17 protein-coding genes are annotated in these 19,987 nt (G+C 73.6%); 9 read left to right on the plus strand and 8 right to left on the minus strand.

Translation table 11 applies throughout. The features are described 5' to 3' along the window. On the plus strand, positions 1 to 279 hold a 279-nt coding region (locus tag GVV04_RS33730), incomplete at its 5' end, for a hypothetical protein (RefSeq protein WP_235967278.1). On the opposite strand, the gene GVV04_RS31105 is transcribed toward GVV04_RS33730, so the two are convergent. The 4 genes from GVV04_RS31105 to GVV04_RS31120 form a co-directional block, all read right to left on the minus strand. Continuing rightward, on the minus strand, positions 243 to 683 hold the full coding sequence (locus GVV04_RS31105; RefSeq protein ID WP_328822672.1) for a VOC family protein: 441 nt from the start codon (positions 681 to 683) through the stop codon (positions 243 to 245). The genes GVV04_RS33730 and GVV04_RS31105 overlap by 37 nt on opposite strands. A 282-nt stretch (positions 684 to 965) precedes the next feature. Continuing rightward, complete coding sequence (locus GVV04_RS31110) at positions 966 to 1,730, minus strand: hypothetical protein (RefSeq protein ID WP_161692583.1); 765 nt, start codon at positions 1,728 to 1,730, stop codon at positions 966 to 968. Between the two features lie 416 nt (positions 1,731 to 2,146). Continuing rightward, positions 2,147 to 3,436: a hypothetical protein gene (locus GVV04_RS31115; RefSeq protein WP_161692584.1), complete on the minus strand. Its 1,290-nt coding sequence runs from the start codon at positions 3,434 to 3,436 to the stop codon at positions 2,147 to 2,149. A 364-nt stretch (positions 3,437 to 3,800) separates the two neighbouring features. After that, positions 3,801 to 4,673 (minus strand): hypothetical protein, encoded by an 873-nt coding sequence (locus GVV04_RS31120; protein WP_161692585.1) that lies wholly within the window; start codon positions 4,671 to 4,673, stop codon positions 3,801 to 3,803. A gap of 127 nt (positions 4,674 to 4,800) precedes the next feature. On the opposite strand from GVV04_RS31120, the gene GVV04_RS31125 reads away from it, so the two are divergent. The 5 genes from GVV04_RS31125 (at position 4,801) to GVV04_RS31145 (ending at position 10,682) form a co-directional block, all read left to right on the plus strand. Continuing rightward, the gene (locus GVV04_RS31125; protein WP_161692586.1) at positions 4,801 to 6,510 is read left to right on the plus strand and encodes an RNA polymerase sigma factor; all 1,710 of its coding nucleotides are present in this window, start codon (positions 4,801 to 4,803) and stop codon (positions 6,508 to 6,510) included. 215 nt (positions 6,511 to 6,725) lie between these two features. Further along, positions 6,726 to 7,523: an alpha/beta fold hydrolase gene (locus tag GVV04_RS31130; protein WP_161692587.1), complete on the plus strand. Its 798-nt coding sequence runs from the start codon at positions 6,726 to 6,728 to the stop codon at positions 7,521 to 7,523. 145 nt (positions 7,524 to 7,668) lie between these two features. Next, a complete protein-coding gene (locus tag GVV04_RS31135) occupies positions 7,669 to 8,250 on the plus strand; it encodes a PadR family transcriptional regulator (protein ID WP_161692588.1) in 582 nt (193 codons plus the stop codon). Then, positions 8,247 to 9,257: a hypothetical protein gene (locus tag GVV04_RS31140; RefSeq protein ID WP_161692589.1), complete on the plus strand. Its 1,011-nt coding sequence runs from the start codon at positions 8,247 to 8,249 to the stop codon at positions 9,255 to 9,257. The genes GVV04_RS31135 and GVV04_RS31140 overlap by 4 nt, the downstream gene beginning before the upstream one ends. 219 nt (positions 9,258 to 9,476) lie before the next feature. After that, on the plus strand, positions 9,477 to 10,682 hold the full coding sequence (locus GVV04_RS31145) for a polysaccharide pyruvyl transferase family protein (protein ID WP_235967280.1): 1,206 nt from the start codon (positions 9,477 to 9,479) through the stop codon (positions 10,680 to 10,682). Here GVV04_RS31145 and GVV04_RS31150 read toward each other — a convergent pair. Then, complete coding sequence (locus tag GVV04_RS31150; protein WP_161692590.1) at positions 10,655 to 10,861, minus strand: hypothetical protein; 207 nt, start codon at positions 10,859 to 10,861, stop codon at positions 10,655 to 10,657. The two genes, GVV04_RS31145 and GVV04_RS31150, sit on opposite strands and share 28 nt — an antisense overlap. A 126-nt stretch (positions 10,862 to 10,987) precedes the next feature. On the opposite strand from GVV04_RS31150, the gene GVV04_RS31155 reads away from it, so the two are divergent. Further along, entirely contained in the window at positions 10,988 to 11,509 is a 522-nt protein-coding gene (locus GVV04_RS31155) for a DinB family protein (RefSeq protein ID WP_161692591.1), read from the plus strand. 54 nt (positions 11,510 to 11,563) lie between these two features. Here GVV04_RS31155 and GVV04_RS31160 read toward each other — a convergent pair whose 3' ends face one another. Together GVV04_RS31160 and GVV04_RS31165 are read right to left on the minus strand one after the other, a co-directional pair. Beyond that, on the minus strand, positions 11,564 to 12,436 hold the full coding sequence (locus tag GVV04_RS31160) for a carbohydrate kinase family protein (RefSeq protein WP_161692592.1): 873 nt from the start codon (positions 12,434 to 12,436) through the stop codon (positions 11,564 to 11,566). A 23-nt stretch (positions 12,437 to 12,459) separates the two neighbouring features. Further along, on the minus strand, positions 12,460 to 14,646 hold the full coding sequence (locus GVV04_RS31165) for a N,N-dimethylformamidase beta subunit family domain-containing protein (protein WP_161692593.1): 2,187 nt from the start codon (positions 14,644 to 14,646) through the stop codon (positions 12,460 to 12,462). A 158-nt stretch (positions 14,647 to 14,804) separates the two neighbouring features. Here GVV04_RS31165 and GVV04_RS31170 point away from each other — a divergent pair, with 158 nt between their 5' ends. Next, positions 14,805 to 18,179 (plus strand): SNF2-related protein, encoded by a 3,375-nt coding sequence (locus GVV04_RS31170; RefSeq protein ID WP_161692594.1) that lies wholly within the window; start codon positions 14,805 to 14,807, stop codon positions 18,177 to 18,179. Then, positions 18,176 to 19,348, plus strand: a complete 1,173-nt coding sequence (locus GVV04_RS31175) for an SWIM zinc finger family protein (protein ID WP_161692595.1) — start codon at positions 18,176 to 18,178, stop codon at positions 19,346 to 19,348. Before GVV04_RS31170 ends, GVV04_RS31175 begins: the two co-directional genes overlap by 4 nt. Before the next feature lie 39 nt (positions 19,349 to 19,387). Here GVV04_RS31175 and GVV04_RS31180 read toward each other — a convergent pair whose 3' ends face one another. Further along, entirely contained in the window at positions 19,388 to 19,645 is a 258-nt protein-coding gene (locus GVV04_RS31180; protein ID WP_161692596.1) for a DUF3040 domain-containing protein, read from the minus strand. Positions 19,646 to 19,987 lie beyond the last annotated feature (342 nt).

Here is a 19,987-nt window from a genome sequence, read left to right on the forward strand (position 1 = left end):
GCCTCGTCATCGTCGAACCAGACCAACACGACGTCGAGCACACCGCCCCGGCCCCGATCGCCGCATAGCATCAAACCGGATCCCGCGATGGCCGTCTCCTACACCACCAGCGCGGACGTGACCCGGCCATGGCCAGCAAGCGCGGTGAACTCCCCACCAACCTCGGCCAAGTGGGAAGACGTCGACCGGGACCACCTGCGCGCGTTCTTCATCCACCTGCAGGAGCTTGACTGCAGGCAGGGCTACAGGTATGGGCGTGTGATCAGTTCGATCGCGTGACCTGCGGGGTCCTTGAAGTAGACCCCGCGACCGCCATGCTCGGTGTTGGTCTCCCCCGGCCGCTTGATCTGCGGGTCGGCCCAGTACGTGATGCCTCGCTCCTCGATATACGCCAGGCATCGCGCGAACAGTTCATCGTCGACGAGGAACGCGTAATGCTGCATCTGGATGTCCACCGGCGGCTCGGCGAACTGGAGCAGCACACCCTCATCCAGCAGAACATTGACGAACGGCCCCCACGAAGGTGCCTCCGGAAGCTCGAACAGTTCCCGGTAGAACGCGGCCGACGCGTTCTTGTCCCTGGCAGCAATGATGGTGTGGTTGAATGTGACTGTCATTCCTACCGTCTTTTCGGTCTCGATCCGAAGACCCGACCGGAAGCCCACGGCGTCCACCAGCCGCACCGATGACAAACCCCGAGACACCGACGCCCCGGATCCCGCGCGAGGAACGCATACGTCGCGTCGATCTCGGCGTGGCGGCTGAAGTAGCCAGAACCTCCGGGGGGTAGGCCCATCTGGGGCGCAAGCGAAGGCTACCACCGGTTCGCTGTGACGGCGATCGTGTGGGAGCGAGGCAGGCCGCTTCGCCCAGTTGCAGCGGCGCGTGACTGCCGGCCGCGGCCTCCTCCACCTGGCCCATGACTGCCCCCTCCTGCCGCTGTTCTCCCGTTGAGGCGCGCCGCCTCAGTCGCCGGAGTCACCACCGGAGCCGCCGGAGTCACCGCCGTGGTCGGCGCGCTCCAGCACACCGCCCGAGTCAGGCGGGTCGAATTCCGGCGGATCCTCCCGCATCTTGAGCTCCTGCACATGCTGCTCGTGGGGCAGTCGCGTGCCGGTGAGCCGATAGCGCCGCAGGTCCCGACGCGTACGCAAGACCGTCATCAGGAGGAGCAGGCCGAGTCCGGTGCCGGTGAAGCCGTACCCCAGATTGCGTAGAGGCGGGTAGGACTGCATGGTGTCCGGCAGGAACCAACCTCGTGGATCGACCAGCGCCTCCAGCCTGTCGCCGACCTGTAGATCATGCTCGGACCTGTAGGCCAGCTCGCCCACGTCCTCGCCGCTCGCGACCGTGGCGACCCGAACCGCCTGGTGGGTGCCGGGTGCGGACTTGCCGGAGCCGTCCTCGGTGACCACGACGGCCACCCGCTCCCCGAACACTTCGAGGTAGGCGAGGTCCACGCCGATGGGGGCGACGGCGAGCAGGCAGATCGAAGCGATCGTCATCGGCACGATCCACTCCGGTTCGACGTCCATCTGGTCCTCGCCGATGAACCAGACCATCCCCATGCCGAAGAGACCGAGCAGCATGAACACTGTGCTGAGCACGACGACGAGCAAGCTGAGGCCGCGGCTGTAGAGGGCACCTGCCGCGCCTCCCGCCACGAAGCAGGTGAGCAGGGATCCGAGGGTCAGCAGGATCTGTCGGACAACCAGTCCAGTGCGGGGCACCGGCTCATCGTGCGGGGTTGGCGCAAGCCTCGCGGAGATCAGATCCCGAACGCGGCGGTGGCCCCGCAAAACAGGTCCAGACCCCGCACCGCCCCCCGCATGCTGCCGTCAGGCTTGTTGAGCAGCACGACCGGCTGAACAGACCCGGGGGTTCCGGGATCACGCCGCCCTGGCCAAGTCGTGAGGGTCTCCGGCTTGGCAGGCCCCAGGGGATGCGCGCGCTGCCGACAGCATCGGTCCTGCTGGGTCGGCCCCTGCTGGGTCGGCCTACCCTCCTTCGGCCCCTATGGAGCTGCCCCGTTTGTGCTGTCGATGGAGCGGGAGCGTGGACGCGGCTCCATAGGGGCCGAAGGGTAGGTCCCCGACCGGGCGCGGGCGAGATCGTCGGGCCGCTGGGCGACGGGGCTCAGGGGGCTCTATACGTCCACCGCGTGGCTGTCTCTCGCCGACTCGTCCGATGCGTGAGATGCCTCTTGGGTCAGCCGCCTCGTCAGCTCCTGCCGCACCGGCCACGACGGATCGTTGATGGACTCGGCCAGGCATGCCAGGCCGAAGGCCAGCGGCCATGACGCCGAAAGGCTGATCTTGTCCGGCAGCATGGCCAGCGGCTTCCTGGGATTCCACCTGGCGATCGGCGACAGATCCACCGCCAGTACCTCACAGACGTACGGGCGTTCCGTTCGCCGGATTGCTCGGTCGAGCACCTGGTCGCTGGTGAGGTGAAGAAGGGTGACGGCGCAAAACTCCGGCATGGCACCGCGACTGATCCATCGGCCGTGTCCCACGATGTGGCTCTCTTTGACTTCGTCCGAGCTGATATTGCATTCTTCCCGCAATTCCCGCTCGGCGCCGTTGAGGATGATCCGCCCGATCGTCAGCCCGGCTCCGTCCTGTGGTGCATCGCAGGGTTCGAGGGCGCCGGAACTGGATGGGGCGAACAGGCCAGGGCTGCCGACGTTGTCCTTTGCCTGTGCCACGATGATCAGTTGACCATCCGTGGTGAAGGCCAGCGTCGACACGCCGACCGTGTTTGCGAGTCGGCTGCGCCGGAAGGTCGTCAGCCGGTCGTGCTGATCGAGGATCAGTTCCCTTCCCCGGAGAATGGGCAGCTTGCGGCCGGTCTCCCAGACATCGAATGGGGCCAGCAGATTGCTGCAGAAAAAGTCGAAGTAACGGCCGGTCCGGAGCTTCACGACCACGTCGTCGTCATCGGGCGGTAAATCAGAGGCAAGCCCAAGTATCTCGCCGTTGTACATCGCAGCCATCCGGGCCCGCCGGGCCAGGAAGTCGAACGACCAGTTCTTGAGCTCACGAGGAAGTTGATAGGGCGAGCTCGCAATCTCGGCTCTCACGGGCCGGCTTCGCAGCCGCACGCTCTCCCTTGCCATTACTACGCCAACATCATGTGCGCTTTCTACGACTGCTCCCAATTTCCGAAACTGGCTGGCCAGATCCCGGTAATTGTCGCCGTCTCGCGACTGGAATCGCACCAACCGCGCCCGGCGGCGATTGGCCCGGATTTCCAGCACTGAAACGAGGCAGCCGGCAGTCGCCGCCACGCCGCTGACCACCGTGGGCAGGTCGTTCAGGGCCGTGGCGGCTCCGAAGGACGTCAATGCGATGCCCGCTGTGGTGACCCGGTAGCGCCACAGGCTTCTACGCCACATGCTCATCGTTGTCATGGCTTTCCTCGTGGTCCCCAGCATCCGCGCCCTCCCCGGTGCGACTGACGTCGGCAGCTGGATGGTAGCTACTCTGCGACAGCGCTTCTGGGGCCGATTATTCGGCTTTGCGGGCATGACCTGGGTATTCGTCTGATTGGTCGCGGTCAGAAGAGTGGAGCCACGCGGGTGACCCGAGTCCAAGGCCAGGTCGAGGGCGTGGCTCCGGTGTGCCGAACGGTCGGAGCTGGAGTGGTTTGCACTGTCAAACGCGTGGGCGACGGTGATGGTGACGTGGGCGCAAGAACGGACGCGCCGACGGCCCGTCCCAGTTCGTCGATCCTCGAACGACCGGCGACCCGTTGGTCCCGCGCCGGGCGTCCGGCGCGGGACCACGGATACCTGCCGGTCAGCTCGCGCAGACGGCGTACGCGCGTACCTTCCAGTTGCTGCTGAAGCCGTTCTCGTCCTCCGCGGCGCGGACGGTGACGACGGTCGAGGACGTGGCCCGCATCTCGGTCAGGCGCACCTGGCCCTCGCCGCCGAGGATCTCGCCGCCCACCCCGTGCACGCGGGTGCCGGCGGGGCAGGTGGCGGTGACCGACTGGGTGGCGGTGGAGCTGTAGACGCTGTCGTCGATCACGCGCTGCTCACCGGGCAGCGGGTCGGCGCAGATCGCGGTGGCGTCCAACCACCACGTGCCGGCGAAGCCGGTGCCGTCCTCGGCGCCCGCCACCACGACGCTGTTCTGGTTGATGCGCAGATCCTCGAGGACGATCTCGCTGTTCGAAGCCCCGACGACCGCGCCACCGACCCCGATGGCGTGCTTGCCGGCCGGGCAGGACTTCTCGAACCAGTTCGACGTGCCGAGGCTGGGCGCCGAACTGCCGGAGACGGTCACCAGGCCCGGGGGCAACGGGGCGCACACCGCGTTCGCCGTGACCGCCCAGTTGCCGGCCACGCCGTTCTCGTCCTCGCGGCCGGTCACCGAGTACGTGTCGCTGCCGATCAGCGGCACCATGATGTCCATGCCGACCTGCCCGAGGCCGGAACCGGTGATCGCGCCGCCGCCGCCGATGACCTTGGTGCCGGCCGGACAGGTCGCGTTCTGCGACTTCGCGACGCTGTTGCTGGGGCCGGTCACGGTCTTGAGGCTCAGGCCGGGCACCGCCGCGACCGGCCCGGTGAGGGCCACCTGGCCGAGGACTAGCGCGCTCAGCGCGCCCCCGCCCACGGCGGCGATTCGACGCGACCAACGGTTCCGGTTCGATCCTTCTCGCATGGTGTCTTCCTTTTCTAGAGGTGTTCGACACCGGTAGGAGCGCGGTCGGGTCGGGATGCCAACAGAAAGTTCCGGAGAAAAATATTCGCGGCTTTACTGGCACCGTTGACGAGCAGCGGGGGACACGATGGACACGGCGGCACAGGACGACACCGCGCTGGTCGAGGCGGTGCGTCGCGGCGAGCGGGCCGGGCTGGAGGGCATGTACCGGCGGTACGCCGACCGGCTGTACACGTACGCCCGGACCATGCTCCGTGAGCCGGAGGCCGTCGCGGACGCCGTCCACGAGGCGTTCCTCACCGCCAGCCAGCGTATCGACCAGCTCCGCGAGCCTGACCGGCTGCGCTCCTGGCTGTACGCGATCGTGCGCAACGAGTGCCTCAGGCAGCTCCGGGAGCGGTCCCGTTCCCTGCCGTTTGAGGAGGCCGACGAGCCGGTGGCCGACACCGTCGACCCGGCCACGGGCGTCAACGCCGAGCAGGTACGCGACCTGGTGCACGCCGCGGCCGCCGCGCTGAACCCGGGCGACCGCGAGGTGGTCCACCTGGCCATCCGCCACGACCTGTCGTCCGCCGACATCGGCGCGGCCCTCGGGGTGCCCGCCAACCATGCGCACGCCCGCCTGTCGCGCGCCCGCACCCAGCTCGAACGGGCGCTGGGGGCGCTGCTGGTGGCCCGTACCGGGGCCCGGGACTGCCCCACCCTCGCCGGCCTGATCGACGGCTGGCAGGGCCGGCTCACCCCGACCCTGCGCAAGCGGGTCTCGCGGCACATCGAGGGCTGCGTGGTGTGCGGGCTGCTCCGGCGGGAACAGCTCAGCCCGGCCGCGCTGCTGTCGGCGTACACGGCACCGGCCTTCCTGGTCGTCGCCGACACGGTGTGGCCGAGACTGGCCGAGGTCAGCGCGACCGACGTCCCGGCCGGCCCGGCGGCCGACGCGGCGAGTGCGGTCCCGGCCGGCCCGGCGGCCGACGACCCTCCTGGTCCCGGCGACGCCGAGCCGGCGGACGGACCGGCCGAGGGGCACACGTCGGCGGCCGGCGGTGCGGCGGTGTCCCCGGGCAATGCGGCGGCATCTTCGGGCGGTGCGGCGGTGCCGCGTGGGGTGGCGCACGCCGTGCGGGCGACCTCGCGGTCGGACCGCGACCGTCGCCGTCGGAGGCTGGCCGCGTCCGCGGCCCTGCTGATCCTCATCGCCGTGCTCGGCACCTGGGCACTGGCCCCCGGTCGCCCGACCGCAGGCCAGGACGGCTCTGGCCAACCGGTGTCCGAAGTGCTCGGTTTACCGGCCGGGGAGCCGGCGGCACCCCCCGCCGCGCCGCTGCCGTCCGTCACTGCCACGGAAGCCGACCCGCCAGCTCCGGCCGGCGCCGGCGGTGCGACGTCCGGCCCCGTCGCCGGGCCGGCGGACGGCGACGGGGCTGCCGGGGCCGATGCGCCCACACCGCCCGATGTCGTGCCGGGTGGCGCCGCACCGGCACCGACCACGGCACCGAGCAGGCCGCCGACCGTGCCCCGGCCGACCACCGCACCGCAGGTCGCCGCCCCGTTCACGGCCTCCGCCGCCGCGCGGGTGCGGTGCGGTGCGGAGACGTACAGCCTTGCGGTGCAGGCCACCGGCAGTGCCACGCTCGGCGGCGCCGAGGTTCGCTGGACACCTGCCGGCGGCCGCACGTCGGCCCGGGCCATGACGGTGGACGGGTCCGCCGGGCGGGTGACCGTCGGAGGGCTGCGCGCGTCGGCGCTGACCTGGTCGGTACGGGCGACCGCGGTGGACGGCCGCACGGCGCAGAGCCCGACCTACACGATCACCGACCCGTGTGTCCGGCCGGGATAGCAGGGGATTCCGGCCGGCATCCCACTGCCCTCGGTGACCGCGTCGGCGGACCCGCCCACGGTGGCTTGCCCCCGTCGTCCCGGCCGACCCCGGATCCAGGGCGGGTGGCGGCCCACTGGACGCCGCCGGGGGAGGGGCCGGGGCGATCCGCGCCGCGATTTTGTACGACTGGTGTTGGATCGGGGCGAGTGGCCGGACGAGCGGGAGGTGCCCTGGTGAGCTACGCGGAGGTCAACGGCCTGCGGTTGTGGTACGAGGTGCACGGCGCCGGCCGTCCCCTGGTGCTGCTGCACGGCGGGTACGGCGCGGTGGAGATGTTCGCCCCGGTCCTGCCCGCCCTCGCCGGGCGCCGCCGGGTGATCGGGGTCGACCTCCAGGGGCACGGCCGCACCGCCGACGTCGACCGCCCGCTGCGGTACGAGTCGATGGCCGACGACGTCGCGGCGCTGATCCGCCACCTCGGCCTCGGCGAGACCGACGTGCTGGGCTACTCGCTGGGCGGCGGCGTCGCCCTGCGGATCGCGATCCAGCACCCGGACCTGGTGCGCCGGCTGGTGGTGGTCTCCGCCCCCTGCCGTCGGCAGGGCTGGTACCCGGAGGTGCTGGCCGCGATGGACACCCAGGACGAGCGGACGGGCGAGGGGATGCGGGGCACCCCGCCGCACGAGCTGTACGCCCGGATCGCCCCGCGCCCGCAGGACTGGCCGGCGCTCTGGGCCAAGACCGGCGACCTGCTCCGCCGCGAGTACGACTGGTCGGCCGAGGTGGCCGCCCTGGCCAACCCCACCCTGCTGGTCTTCGCCGACGCCGACTCGATCCCGGTCGGCCACGTGGCGGAGTTCTTCGGGCTGCTCGGCGGCGGTCACCGCGACGCCGGCTGGGACGGCACCGACCGTCCCGCGTCGCGGCTGGCCGTGCTGCCCGGCCTCACCCACTACGACGTCGTCGCCTCGCCGGCGCTGCCCGCCGCGGTGATCCCGTTCCTCACCACCCAGGTCCGCGAGCCGGCCTGACCGTGGCCTGCCTGACCGGGGCCTGCCTGACCGTGGCCTGCCCGACCGGGGCCGGCGTCGGGCCTCGGGCGTCGAGTGCGGTGTCGAGGTCCCCGGGCCGGATCCGAGGTTGCGTTTAGGCGTATACGCCTATCAGGTTGTCCCGATGCCCCTGAACGCCTCCCGGAACAGCCTGGTGCTGCCGCTGCTCGGGCTCCTCGTCGAGCAGCCGTCACACGCCTACGACCTCACGACACGCCTGCGCGACCGGTACGGGGATCTCTCGGTGACCCGCAGCACCGTCACGTCCCTGCTGAAGACGCTGGAGCGGGCCGGCCAGGTCGCCGCCCGCGCCCCCGAACGAATGGGAAATCGGCCGCCACGCACGGCGTACGAGGTGACCGAGGCGGGGCTGGAGGACTTCAGCCGCAGGGTCGTGGAGGGCCTCAGCGACGCCCAGGTCGCCTCCCAGGACTTCGTCATGGCCGTGGCCTACCTGGCGATCCTCCCGGCCGCCGACGCGGCGTCGATCCTGGACGACCGCGCCGCCCGCCTCGGCGAGAGGCTGACGGCGCTGCGGCAGGAGCCCGCCGGGATGCCCGAGGCGTACATGCTCGAAGTCGCCTACTGGCGCAACGTCGTCGCCGCCGAGGCGGGCTGGATCAGGATCCTGGCGGCGCGGATCCGGTCACGCGACATCGACTGGCCCCACGCGGAGCCCGACGGACCAGGGGGGACCGACGCATGAAGTTCGGCATCTACCCGGGCGGACGGGCCGGCACCGTCTGCTCGTACCCGCCCGATCCCACCGCGATCCGCGCCCTCGTCGACGACCTCGCGGGCGGCCGGCCGTTCGTCGTCCGCGAGTACGTGCACTTCTTCGGCGACGACACACCGCCCGACGTCGTCACCTCGCTCGGTGCCGACCACGACCTCGCCCACCTCACGATGCCCGACGAGTGGTACGTCGAGGGAGGCCGCGAACTGGACCTCGTGGTGAGCTACCTCCCCCGGACCGCCGACATCCCCGGATGGCTGGCCTTCCTCGACACCGTCATCGACCGCTACGGCCACCTGACGCGGTGCCTTCAGGTGACGCTCGAACCCAACTTTCCGATCCCCCTCATCGACGGAAGCGCCCCCGGCGTTCTCCAGGCCCTGACCCTCGGCGTACCGCACGCGCGCGCCGCGCTCGACCGACGGCACCGGCAGGGGGTACGGGTCGGGTTCTCCGTCGCCGAGCCGGCGGAATGGCTGGGCGGCGACGACGCGTTCTGGGCATACCTGTCCACCCTGCCGCGGCGGGACTTCGCGGACCACGTCGACTACGTCGGCCTGGGCCTGTACCCCGACGCCTTCTCGCCCGTCGCCCCGCGCGGCCGGCCGGGCGACGTCGCATCCCTCACCGCGCACGCCCTCGACCACCTACGAAACCACTCGCTACCGCGCGCCGGCATCCCGCCCCGCATTCCGATCCACGTGGTCGAGAACGGCAGTCCCAGCGGGGCGCCACGCACCGAGCAGGGGCAGCGCGACTCACTGTCCGACATGCTCGACGTGATCGTCGCCCGTCGGGAAGCCCTGAACATCGCCCAGTACGAGCTGTTCAGCCTGCGCGACGCGGACAGCGGTTCCGACCAACCCACCGCAACGTTGGGGATCGTCACCGACACCTACCGGCCCAAGCTCGCCTTCGCCGGCTACCGCGACGTCGTCCAGGGCGCCGGTCGGTCACCCGCCGGCGGAAGGCGCTGACGGCATTACCGGCCGGCGCGTTCGAGATCGCTGGGTCACCGCCCAGCAGATGAGCGAACCGGTCAGCCCGGTGAGCAAGCCGATCGCCCGCCCGGACCGGGCTGACCGTCCCAGGTGTGCCCCCGTACCCAGCGGGAACCCTGCCCGGACGCGCACCGGGAGGACCGGACGCACGGACGCACACCGGGAGGCCGGACGCACACCGGGAGGAGCGAGGCGATGGGGGACCGCACCGCACTGACGATCGGCGTGCTGGGCTCGTATGGTGGCCGCAACCTCGGCGACGAGGCGATCCTGACCGGCCTCCTGGCCGACCTGCGCTCGCACGAGCCGCACGCGCGGATCATCGTCTTCTCCCGGAACCCGGAGCACACCGCCCGGGCCCACCCCGACGTGGAGGCGGTGCCCTGGGAGGGGGTCAGCCGGGTCGACTCGGCGCAGGTGCTGGCCGAGCTGGACCTGCTGATCCTCGGCGGCGGCGGCATCCTCTACGACCGGGAGGCCCGCCGCTACCTGCGGGTGGTCCGGGTCGCCCAGGAGCGGGGCCTGCCCCTGCTCACGTACGCGGTGGGGGTGGGGCCGCTCAGCGACGGGGTGGACACGGGGATGGTCCGGGAGACCCTGGCCGGCGCCACCGAGGTGACCGTGCGGGACCAGGAGTCCCGGATGGTGCTGGAGGAGGCCGGGCTGATCAACCCGATCACGGTGACCGCCGACCCGGCGTTCCTGCTGGAGCCCGAGGAGTTCCCCGACCGGTTCCTGCGCGAGGAGGGGGTGCCGGCCGGCCGGCGACTGGTCGGGCTCAGCGTCCGGGAGCCGGGCCGGGCCGCCGAGCGGCTCGACATCGACGGCTACCACCGGCTGATCGCCCAGATCGCCGACTTCCTGATCCACCGCATCGACGCGTACGTGCTCTTCGTGCCCATGGAACGCGACGACATCCGGCACTCGCACGGCGTGATGTCGCACATGACCGCCGCCGAGCGGGGGCGCATCCTGCACGGCGACTACTCGCCCCGGCAGGTGCTCGGGCTGATGCGGCACTTCGACCTCGCCGTCGGCATGCGGCTGCACTTCCTGATCTTCGCCGCGATGGTCGGCACCCCGTTCCTGCCTCTGCCGTACGCGGGGAAGGTCTTCGACCTGGCCCAGCGCCTCGGCGTGCCGGCGCTGCGCGGCGTGGAGCGGGAGGTGGAGGGGCCGCTGCTGGCCGAGGTGGACCGGCTGTGGGACGAGCGGGAGGCCCGCGCCGCGGAGACGGCCCGCCGGGTGGCCGAGGTCTGCGACCAGGCCCGGGGCACGTCGCAGGTGACCGGCGCGGTGCTGGAGAGCCTGCGCTCGTCGCGGCTGCCGGACCGGGCTGGCGGCCGGCTTCGTCCGACCGGGGCGCCCGGCGGTCAGACGGCCGACCCCCGCCACCGGTAGAGCCACCCCCGGCTGCCCTCGGCCACCGACTCCAGCTCGTAGATCTCGGCCTCGGCCAGCCCGTGCTCGCCGAGGTGGTGGTGGGTCAACGGCGGACGGCCGTTGCTGTCCAGCTCGACCGTGACCGCCTGCCCGTCGGCGGTGCCGCCCGCCAGCGGGATCTCTACCGTTGCTGCCATGCGCCCAATCCTGCCCGGGCGACCGCCGCCCCGCAGGAGTTACCGGCCCGCGCTCGCCCTGCGGCGCGCTCCCGAGGCGCAAAGCTGTGGGCAGCGTGATCGGGGGGTGACAGTTAGAGTCCGGAGATGGCGGAGATCGCGATCGACCCCACCCTCGGGCCGGTGCTGGCCCGCACCGGCGACGAGCGCGCCGTGCTCGAATCCTTCCTCGACTTCCACCGCGCCACCGTGACGCGCAAACTGCGCGGCCTCAGCGACGCCGACGCCCGGCGCCGGCTGGTGCCCTCCCTCACCACCCTCGCCGGCCTGGTGAAACACCTGACGCTGGTCGAGCGGAACTGGTTTCCCTACCTGCTCGCCCCGGAGCCCGGCGACGTCTGCCCGACCACCGAGGAGGCGGCGGCGGCGAGCTTCATCCTCGACGACGCCGACACGGTGCGGTCCCTCCTGGCCGGCTACGAGCGGGCCTGCGCCCGGTCCCGCGCGGTCGCCGCGCGCTTCGACCTCGACCACGTGGTGCCGCAGCCGCAGCTCGGCGAGGTCTCCCTGCGCTGGATCCTGACGCACATGGTGGAGGAGACGGCCCGGCACGCCGGCCACGCCGACATTCTGCGCGAGCTGACCGACGGCTCCACCGGGGCGGTCTGACCACCGGCGCGACCCGGCCGGCCGGGTCGCGCGCGCCCACCCCGGCCGGGCCGCTCACCCGGGCGGCAGCAGCCCCGGCGGGTACTCCATGCCGTCGTGCGCGCAGGCCGCCGCCGCGACCCGGGCCGCGTACGCCGCCGCCTCGGCCAGCCCCGCGCCGCGCAGCCGGGCGGCGACCAGGCCGGCCGCGAACGCGTCCCCGGCGCCGTTGGTGTCCACCACCGGCCCCGGCGGCGCGGCGGCGGGCACCCGGGCGGGCGGCCCGTCGGCGACGAAGAGTTCCGCGCCGTCCGCGCCCCGGGTGACCACGGTGGTCCGGGGCGCCAGCGCGGCGGCGACCGCCCCGGCCCGTTCCCCGAGCCGGACGCCACTGACGAAGACCAGGTCGGCCACGTCGGCGAACGGGAGGTGGTACGGGTTGTCGCCGTCCCAGTCGTGCAGGTCGGTGGAGAGACCGACCCCGGCCGGCAGCCCGGCGCGCAGCGCGGGCAGCAGGGGCGGCGCCCAGTCCATGATCGAAACGTGCACGTGCGCCGCGTCCCGGGCCAGTGCGGTCAGCCGCTCCGGTGCGAACGGCGGCGGCCCCTGCCACGGGCGGGGATCGTAGAGGGACATCCGTCGGCCGCCCGGGTCCACCAGGTTCACCGACCGGCGGGTCCCGGCGGGGGCCACGGCCAGCACGGTGTGCACCCCGGCCCGGTCCAGCGCGGCCCGGGCCACCTCGCCCTCCGGGTCGGCGCCGAGCACGTCGACCACCGCCACCCGCAGGCCGAGCGCGCGGGCGGCCAGCGCCACCCCGGTGCCGGTGTTGCCGACCCGCAGGTCGATCGGGGGAACGGTGTGGGAGTCGGCGGCCCGCAGCGGAAGGTGCGGCACGCGTACCCGCAGGTCCACCCCCAGGCCGCCGAGCACGAGAAGATCGAACACGGGCCCCACGGTCACGGCGGCACTCACTCCAGCGGCGTCGGCTCGGGCTGCGCCGGCGCGGGCGCGGTGCGCCGCATCGGCGCCCTGGTACGGCGGACCACCGGCCCATCCTCCAGCGCCAGCGTGAACACGTTACGGAAGATCCGCGACAGCGCGGGGTCGGAGTCCAACGCCCCGGCGAAGGTGATCGATGAGGCGCTGAAGACGAACCCGCCGTTCGACCGCTTGATGAGGACCATCGCGGCGCCGCCGGACGGGTTCTGACCCCGGGCGATCACCTGTGCCGGGGTGGCCTCCCCGGCGAGGCCGAGCATCGCGTCGGTCTCCCAGCCGCTGGCCGCGCCGTTGGTGCCCTTGACGCCGAACTGGCTGCCGACGGTCAGCCCGGTGCCGGCCAGCAGCGGATGGTCCCTGACCACCGCGTACGGGGCGAAGGTGAACCAGCTCGCGCTGGTGTAGTTCGTCCCCAGGAGCAGCGAGGCGGGCAGGCCGAGCGCGTTGAACGTGTCCCGCTGGCTCGCTGGCGTGCGGAAGCTGACCGCGCTGCCGTCCTCGCTGAACCGGACCCGCTCGTACAGGCCGTTGCCGCCGGCGTAGATAACCCGGCCGCCGCCGGCCTGGTAGTCGCTCAGGCTCTGGCGCATGCCCTCCGACCAGTACTCGGGGTGGCTGCCCAGCACCAGCACCCGGTAGCTGGTCAGCCAGGAGTCCGAGGCGTGCAGGTCGCCGTCGGTGTAGCAGTCGAAGGCGAGCCCCTGGCGGGTCATCCAGCGCATCAGCAGCACGTCCGACCACATGGTGTGCTCCAGGTTGCCGGTCTCCTCGACGTGGTGCTCGGTGGACGGCCGGCGCAGCGACAGGGTGCGGATGCCGGTGAGGTCCGCGCAGTACTGGCTGTGCCCGCCCCAGGTGTTGTACGCGTGGTAGGTGTTCGTCGGCAGCAGGACCGCGATGTCGTTGACCGGTTGCTGCGGGGTCACCACGAACGGCACGTGCCGGCGCAACTGGTGCGGCCCCTCCAGACGGACGGCGTACAGGCCGGAGGGCCAGTCCTCGGAGACCGGCAGCCGGACGGTGTCCGACCAGCCGCAGCCGTCGCGCAGGTAACCGACGGGCAGCGGCTGCACCCCGCCGTCGACGGTCACGGGCTGGCCGACCACCACGGGTGCGTCGCTGCTCGGCGCGACCCGCACCACCGAGGCGGTGTACGTCGGGTAGGTGCTGGACACCGCCACCCGGGCCGTCGAGCCGGCGGTGAAGCTCTGCTGCAGCGCGTACCCCTGGAGGGCGGCCTGCGCCTGGACGGTGAACCCGCTGCCGACCGTCCGGCCGGAGCCGCCGTTGACCCAGCTCGCCTTCTGGTCGGTGCCGGCGGTGGCCCAGTTGGTCAGCCGGTAGTTGACCAGGGTCCCGGTGGCCCGGAGGGTCGGGTCGCCCGGCGTGACGCCGTAGATCGCGCCCTGGCCGGCGAAGACGAGCCCGTGGTGGGTCAGCTCGCCGAAGCCGCGCCCGATCCGGTAGCCGGATCCCTTGGCCCAGGCCCCGCCGCCGAGGTGCCGGTGCCAGTAGATGTCCCCGTGCCGATGGGCGAAGATCACCCCGGACGCGTCCCCTTGCAGCTGGTAGCTCTTGAAGTCGCGACCGATCCGGGCACCGCCGGTGCACTTCCCGGTGCCCGCGTCGTACTGGTACCCGTAGAGGTCGCCGGCGTCGTCCACCCCGTAGATCGCGCCGTCGAAGCCGAACAGCCGGGGGAACCGCTGGAAGCCGGCCCCGATCTGCCGGCTGCCGCTCCAGTAGCCCACCCCGGTGGTGTAGTTGGTGCAGACGTAGCGGTAGTAGTGGATCGTGCCGTCGGCCCGCACCCCGTAGAGCGACCCGTCGGCGCTGCCCAGCACGGTGCGGAACTGGTTCCACCCGGTGCCGATCCTCCGCCCGGAGCCGCTGGCCCACCCGGTCACGCCGGTCTGCCAGCCCCAGTGCCGGTACCACAGCAGGGCACCGTCAGCCTGGATCGCGTAGATCACCCCGTTGCCGCCGCCGACGAGCTGGACGAACCGCTGCTCGGGGTCGTACGCCGGGGCCTCCGCCCGGGCTGGGGAGGACTCGGTCAGCAGCACCGATGGCATTGCCGTCGCGGTGGCCGCGAGCACGCCGCCCGTGGACAGGACCCGACGCCGGCTGAATCGACGAGGCGCGCGCTTGGACATGGACGATGGCCCTCCCCCGTGAACGGAACGAAGGCAATCTAGATGGTTCCGGCGCCGGGCGTTGTCCCGGTCCGGTCCGGTCCGGTCCGGCCGGGTCAGGTCGGGCCCCGCTATTCTCGGTGGTCGTCGGTCGTCGGTCGTCGGTCGAAGGGGGACGGGTGCTGGTCATCCACGGGGCGTGGCTGCCCGGCTCGGGGCTCGCCGTCTGGGCCGAGGACACCGCCCTGCCGGCGCGGGCGCCCCGCCGCCCCGGCCGGGCCCCCCGCGAGCGCCCCCACCCGTTCGCCGCCGACCACGCCACGCTGGCCGCCGCCCTCGACCCGGCCGACCCACAGACCGAAGGCCCGCCACCCGCCGGCCCGGTTACCGCCGCTCCGGTTGCCTCCGGCCCGCCACCCGCCGGCCCGGTTACCGCCGCTCCGGTTGCCTCCGGCCCGCCACCCGCCGGCCCGGGGACGACCGGGTCGGGGATCGGCGAGGCCGGGGCGGTGCTGCTGCGCCTGCCCACCCGGGCGGGCTCGCCGGTCGACTCGCCGGAGCTGGTCCGGACCGCCGTCGCCGAGCCGGTCCGCGGGCCGGTCACCCTCGCCGGCTGGCGCGCCCCCGCCCTCCGGTACGCCCCGGCGGACGCACTCGCGCTGCTGTGCGCCCTCGGCGACCACGCCGGGGTGCCGGGCGCCAGCCTTCGGCACCTGGCCGAGCTGGCCGAGTTCGCCGTCGACCTGGTCCGCCGGGGCCGCGTCCTGCCCGGGGTCGCCGCGTCGCGGCCCGAAGACCATGACCCCGGGGCCCCGGCGACGCGGGCGGACCCGGTCGCGTTCCGCCCGGCTGCCGCCCCGACGCGGGCCCGGCGGCCCGCGCGGACCGGGGCGGTCGTGGCGCGGGCGGTGTGGCGACCGTTGCTCACCGGCGCCGACGCGGCCTGGGCCCGGTCGCTCGCCCTGGCCCTCCCGCCGGCCGCCCGGGCCGCCGGCGACCTGCCCCCCGGCGACCTGCTCGCCGACGCCCTCGACGCGCTGACCGACGCCGCAGCCCGGGCTGCCCTCACCCGCGCCACGCCGACCCGGGCCGGCCGGTCGACCGGGGCGGTGCCGGCCTGGCTGGCCGCGCTGACCGGGGCGGCCGGGGAGTTCACCGCCGAGCCGGCGGCCCTCGCGGCGCTGCGCGCCGAGCTGGACGACTGGCAGCGGGACGCGGCCGGCGGCGCGGTCCGGGCCAGCTTCCGCCTGGTGGAGCCGGCCGCCGACCTGCTCGGCGATGCCCTGACCGACCCGCTCGACGACGTCTCGGCCGACCCGCTCGACGACGCGCCAACCGGGGCCCGGGGTCCGCAGGAGGCGGTGGCCGGTCCGGCCGGGATGCCCCCCGACGCCGCCCGCTGGCGGGTCGAGTTCGGGCTCCAGGCCGCCGACGAGCCGAGCCTGATCGTCGACGCCGGGCAGGTCTGGCGGTCCCCGCACACCGTGCCCGCCCTCGCCGGCCGGCTGGACTCCCCGCAGGAGACCCTGCTCGCCGAGCTGGGCCGGGCCAGCCGGCTCTGGCCGGAGCTGGACGCGGCGCTGCGCACGGCCACCCCGGAGGCCCTGGAGCTGGACGTCGAGGGCGCGCACCGGTTCCTGCGCGACGGCGCTCCGGTGCTGCACGCCGCCGGCTTCGGGGTGCTGCTGCCGGGCTGGTGGCGGCGGCCCTCGTCCCGGCTGGGGGCCCGGTTGCAGGCCCGCAGCCGCACCGCGCCGGGCACCGTGGCCGCCGCGGACGGCGGGTTCGGCCTGGACGCGCTGGTCGACTACCGGTGGGAGGTGGCCCTCGGCGACGAGCCGCTCACCGCCGAGGAGCTGGCCGCGTTGGCGGAGCTGAAGACGCCGCTGGTCCGGCTGCGGGGGCGCTGGGTGGAGCTGGACCCGGGGCAGCTCGCCGCCGGGCTGCGGATGCTCCGCTCGGCCGGTGAGCTGACCGTGGCCGACCTGCTCCGGCTCGGCCTCGCCGACGCGGACTCCGACGACGCGCTCCCGGTGCTGGAGGTGACCGCCGACGGGGCGCTCGGCGAGCTGCTCTCCGGGCAGGCCGAGCGGCGGCTCACCCCGCTGGACCCGCCGCCGACGTTCACCGGGACGCTCCGGCCGTACCAGCGGCGAGGGCTGGCCTGGCTGGCGTTCCTCCAGTCGCTCGGCCTCGGTGGGGTGCTCGCCGACGACATGGGGCTGGGCAAGACGGTGCAGTTGCTGGCGCTGATCGCCGGGGACCCGCCGACCGCCGGGCCGACCCTGCTGGTCTGCCCGATGTCGCTGGTCGGCAACTGGCAGCGGGAGGCCGCCCGGTTCGCCCCGACGCTGCGCGTACACGTGCACCACGGTGCCGACCGGGCGCGCCGGGAGGGGTTCGCCGCGGTCGTGCACGCGGCGGACCTGGTCCTCACCACCTACTCGGTGGCCACCCGGGACGCGGTCGAGCTGGCCGGGATCGACTGGCACCGGTTGGTGGTGGACGAGGCGCAGGCCATCAAGAACGCCGCCACCCGGCAGGCGGAGGCGGTCCGGTCGCTGCCCGCCCGGCACCGGGTGGCGGTCACCGGCACCCCGGTGGAGAACCGGCTCGCCGACCTGTGGTCCATCATGCAGTTCGCCAACCCCGGCCTGCTCGGACCGGCCGCCAGCTTCAAGAAGGCGTACGCCGAGCCGATCGAGCGGCACGGCGACGCCGACGCCGCCGAGCGGCTGCGCCGGATGACCGGCCCGTTCGTGCTGCGCCGGCTCAAGACCGACTCGTCGATCATCTCCGACCTGCCCGAGAAGCTGGAGATGGAGGTGCTGTGCAACCTCACCGCCGAACAGGCGTCGCTCTACCAGGCGGTGGTGGACGACATGCTGGCCCGCATCGAGTCCAGCGACGGCATCGAGCGGCGCGGCCTGGTGCTGTCGGCGATGACCCGGCTCAAGCAGGTCTGCAACCACCCCGCCCAGCTCCTGCGCGACGGGTCCGCCCTGGCCGGTCGGTCCGGCAAGCTGGCCCGGCTGGAGGAGATCCTCGACGAGGTGCTCGCGGCGGGGGAGCGGGCCCTGCTGTTCACCCAGTACGCCGAGTTCGGCGGGATGCTGCGCGGGCACCTCTCCGCCCGGTTCGGCCGGGAGGTGCTCTTCCTGCACGGCGGGGTGGGCAAGGCCGACCGGGACGCGATGGTGACCCGGTTCCAGTCCGCTGACGGGCCGCCGCTGTTCGTGCTCAGCCTCAAGGCCGGCGGCACCGGGCTGACCCTCACCGCCGCCAACCACGTGGTCCACGTCGACCGGTGGTGGAATCCCGCCGTCGAGGACCAGGCCACCGACCGGGCGTTCCGGATCGGCCAGCGCCGGAGGGTGCAGGTCCGCAAGTTCGTCTGCGCCGGCACGATGGAGGAGAAGGTGGCCGCGATGATCGCCGAGAAGCGGAGCCTGGCCGCGTCGGTGGTGGGCTCCGGGGAGCAGTGGGTGACCGAGCTGTCCACCGAGCGGCTGCGCGAGCTGTTCACGCTGGACGCCGGGGCGGTGGCCGAGTGACCGGGCCGTCGCCGGACGGGTCGGCGTCGACCGGCCGGTTCGCGGAATACGGCCGGCCGCGCCGGGTCGACGGCGGGCTGCGCGCCCGCAGCACCCGGGGCGCGATCGGCCGGTCCTGGTGGTCCCGCCGGTTTTTGGAGGTGCTGGAGTCGTTCGCGCTGGGCACCCGGCTCACCCGGGGCCGGTCGTACGCGCGGGCGGGCCAGGTGCTCAGCCTCGACATCGCCCCCGGCGTGGTGACCGCGCGGGTGCAGGGCTCCCGGCCCCAGCCGTACCGGGTTCGGATCGCGTTGGAGCCGTTCCCGACGGCGCTGTGGCACCGGATCGAGGCGGAGCTGGCGGCGCAGGCGTTCTTCAGCGCCCGGCTGCTCGCCGGCGACCTCCCCGCCGAACTGGAGGAGCTGTGCGCCGGGGCCGGGGCGCCGCTGTTCCCCGCCCGGGTCGACGAGCTGGCCCAGCGGTGCGACTGCCCCGACTTCGCCGTCCCGTGCAAGCACCTCGCGGCGGCGTTCTACCTGCTCGCGGAGGCGTTCGACGCGGACCCGTTCGAGCTGCTGCACTGGCGGGGACGGCGGCGGGCGGAGCTGCTGGACCGGCTGCGCGACCTGCGCGCCGCCGCCCCGACCGCCGGCCGCGCGGAGCCGACCGCCGGCGCTGCCGGTGCCGGTGCCACGGCGGTCGATCGGAACGCCCCGAGGGCCGGTCGGGTGCCCGCGTCGTCCACCCCGGACGGTCCTGGTCGGGTGCCCGCGCCGTCCACCCCGGACGGTTCTGATCGGGTGCCCGCGCCGTCCACCCCGGACGGCCCCGGTCGGGCCGGGTCGGCCGCCCCGGCGGTGGCCGGCCGCCCCGGATCACCGTCCGCCAGGGACGATCGCGTCCGGGTCGCGCCGGCCGTCGGCGCGGCGCGGGCGCTCGCCGCGCTGCCCCCGGCGCCCCTGGACGAGGCCGTCGACCGGTTCTGGGTGCCTCCGGTGCCGCTGCCGGACCGGCCGCCGACCCTGTTGACCGGCCCGGACCTGCTGCTGCGGCAGCTCGGCCCGCCCGCGCCCGCGCTCGGCGGGCCCGGCCTGCTGGAACGGCTGCGCCGGGCGTACCGGGAGTTCGGCCACGCCCGCCCGGAGACGGGCCGGGCACCGACGTCGGTGCCCCGTCCGACGACCCGATGACGGTTCGCGGCCGACGGCGGACCGGCGGCCGGAACGGCGTCACAGCCAGCGGCGGCGGAACCGCCACATGAGCCCGGCGTTGGCCAGCAGTACCACCGCGAAGATCGCCCCGGCCAGCCCGCCGGCCAGCACGGTCGCCGCCGGCAGCGAGGCCCACAGCACGATGGTCAACAGCATCAGGTACCGGCCGCGGTTGGCCCGGGCCCGGTGTTCCAGGCGGGCGAAGAACTCCGGATCGCTCTCCCGGAGCTGACGGGTGATTTGTTCGAACCTGCGCTGATCCTCTTTGCTGAGCATGGCGGTGCCTTCCCCTCACGCGTTCAGCGGTTCGGCGGCATACCCGCTGCGGCGGCGGCTCACGCGCTCCTCCTGCTGCTACTTTCGACAGCTCGCCGGGTGGGAGCGGGAGCCGGCGTCCTTGCCCGCCGGGCCCGTCCACCGCCACCGGAGCGCTGGCCCCCGCGTCGTGGGCCGCCTGAGCGCAGCCTTACCCCCGCCTTAAGTTTCCCTTTGCCGTGGATCGACGCACGTCACGCCGGGACGGTGCGAAACGGCACGTCCGGGCCCGGCCGGTACGTGTTCGTCCTGCTCCGGACGTCGCCCCCGGCAACAGTCGAAACGGGCCCTCCGCCGGTGGCG

The organism is Micromonospora rubida (assembly GCF_009908295.1).
GTDB classification, from domain to species: domain Bacteria; phylum Actinomycetota; class Actinomycetes; order Mycobacteriales; family Micromonosporaceae; genus Micromonospora; species Micromonospora rubida.

What these genes read in the sequence shown, in the direction of transcription:
- GVV04_RS31115 (WP_161692584.1), bottom strand. Translation starts at nt 3,436, where the DNA reads ATGCTGGGGACCACGAGGAAAGCCATGACAACGATGAGCATGTGGCGT.
- GVV04_RS31120 (WP_161692585.1), bottom strand. Translation starts at nt 4,673, where the DNA reads ATGCGAGAAGGATCGAACCGGAACCGTTGGTCGCGTCGAATCGCCGCC.
- GVV04_RS31125 (WP_161692586.1), top strand. Translation starts at nt 4,801, where the DNA reads ATGGACACGGCGGCACAGGACGACACCGCGCTGGTCGAGGCGGTGCGT.
- GVV04_RS31135 (WP_161692588.1), top strand. Translation starts at nt 7,669, where the DNA reads ATGCCCCTGAACGCCTCCCGGAACAGCCTGGTGCTGCCGCTGCTCGGG.
- GVV04_RS31140 (WP_161692589.1), top strand. Translation starts at nt 8,247, where the DNA reads ATGAAGTTCGGCATCTACCCGGGCGGACGGGCCGGCACCGTCTGCTCG.
- GVV04_RS31145 (WP_235967280.1), top strand. Translation starts at nt 9,477, where the DNA reads ATGGGGGACCGCACCGCACTGACGATCGGCGTGCTGGGCTCGTATGGT.
- GVV04_RS31150 (WP_161692590.1), bottom strand. Translation starts at nt 10,861, where the DNA reads ATGGCAGCAACGGTAGAGATCCCGCTGGCGGGCGGCACCGCCGACGGG.
- GVV04_RS31155 (WP_161692591.1), top strand. Translation starts at nt 10,988, where the DNA reads ATGGCGGAGATCGCGATCGACCCCACCCTCGGGCCGGTGCTGGCCCGC.
- GVV04_RS31165 (WP_161692593.1), bottom strand. Translation starts at nt 14,646, where the DNA reads ATGTCCAAGCGCGCGCCTCGTCGATTCAGCCGGCGTCGGGTCCTGTCC.
- GVV04_RS31180 (WP_161692596.1), bottom strand. Translation starts at nt 19,645, where the DNA reads ATGCTCAGCAAAGAGGATCAGCGCAGGTTCGAACAAATCACCCGTCAG.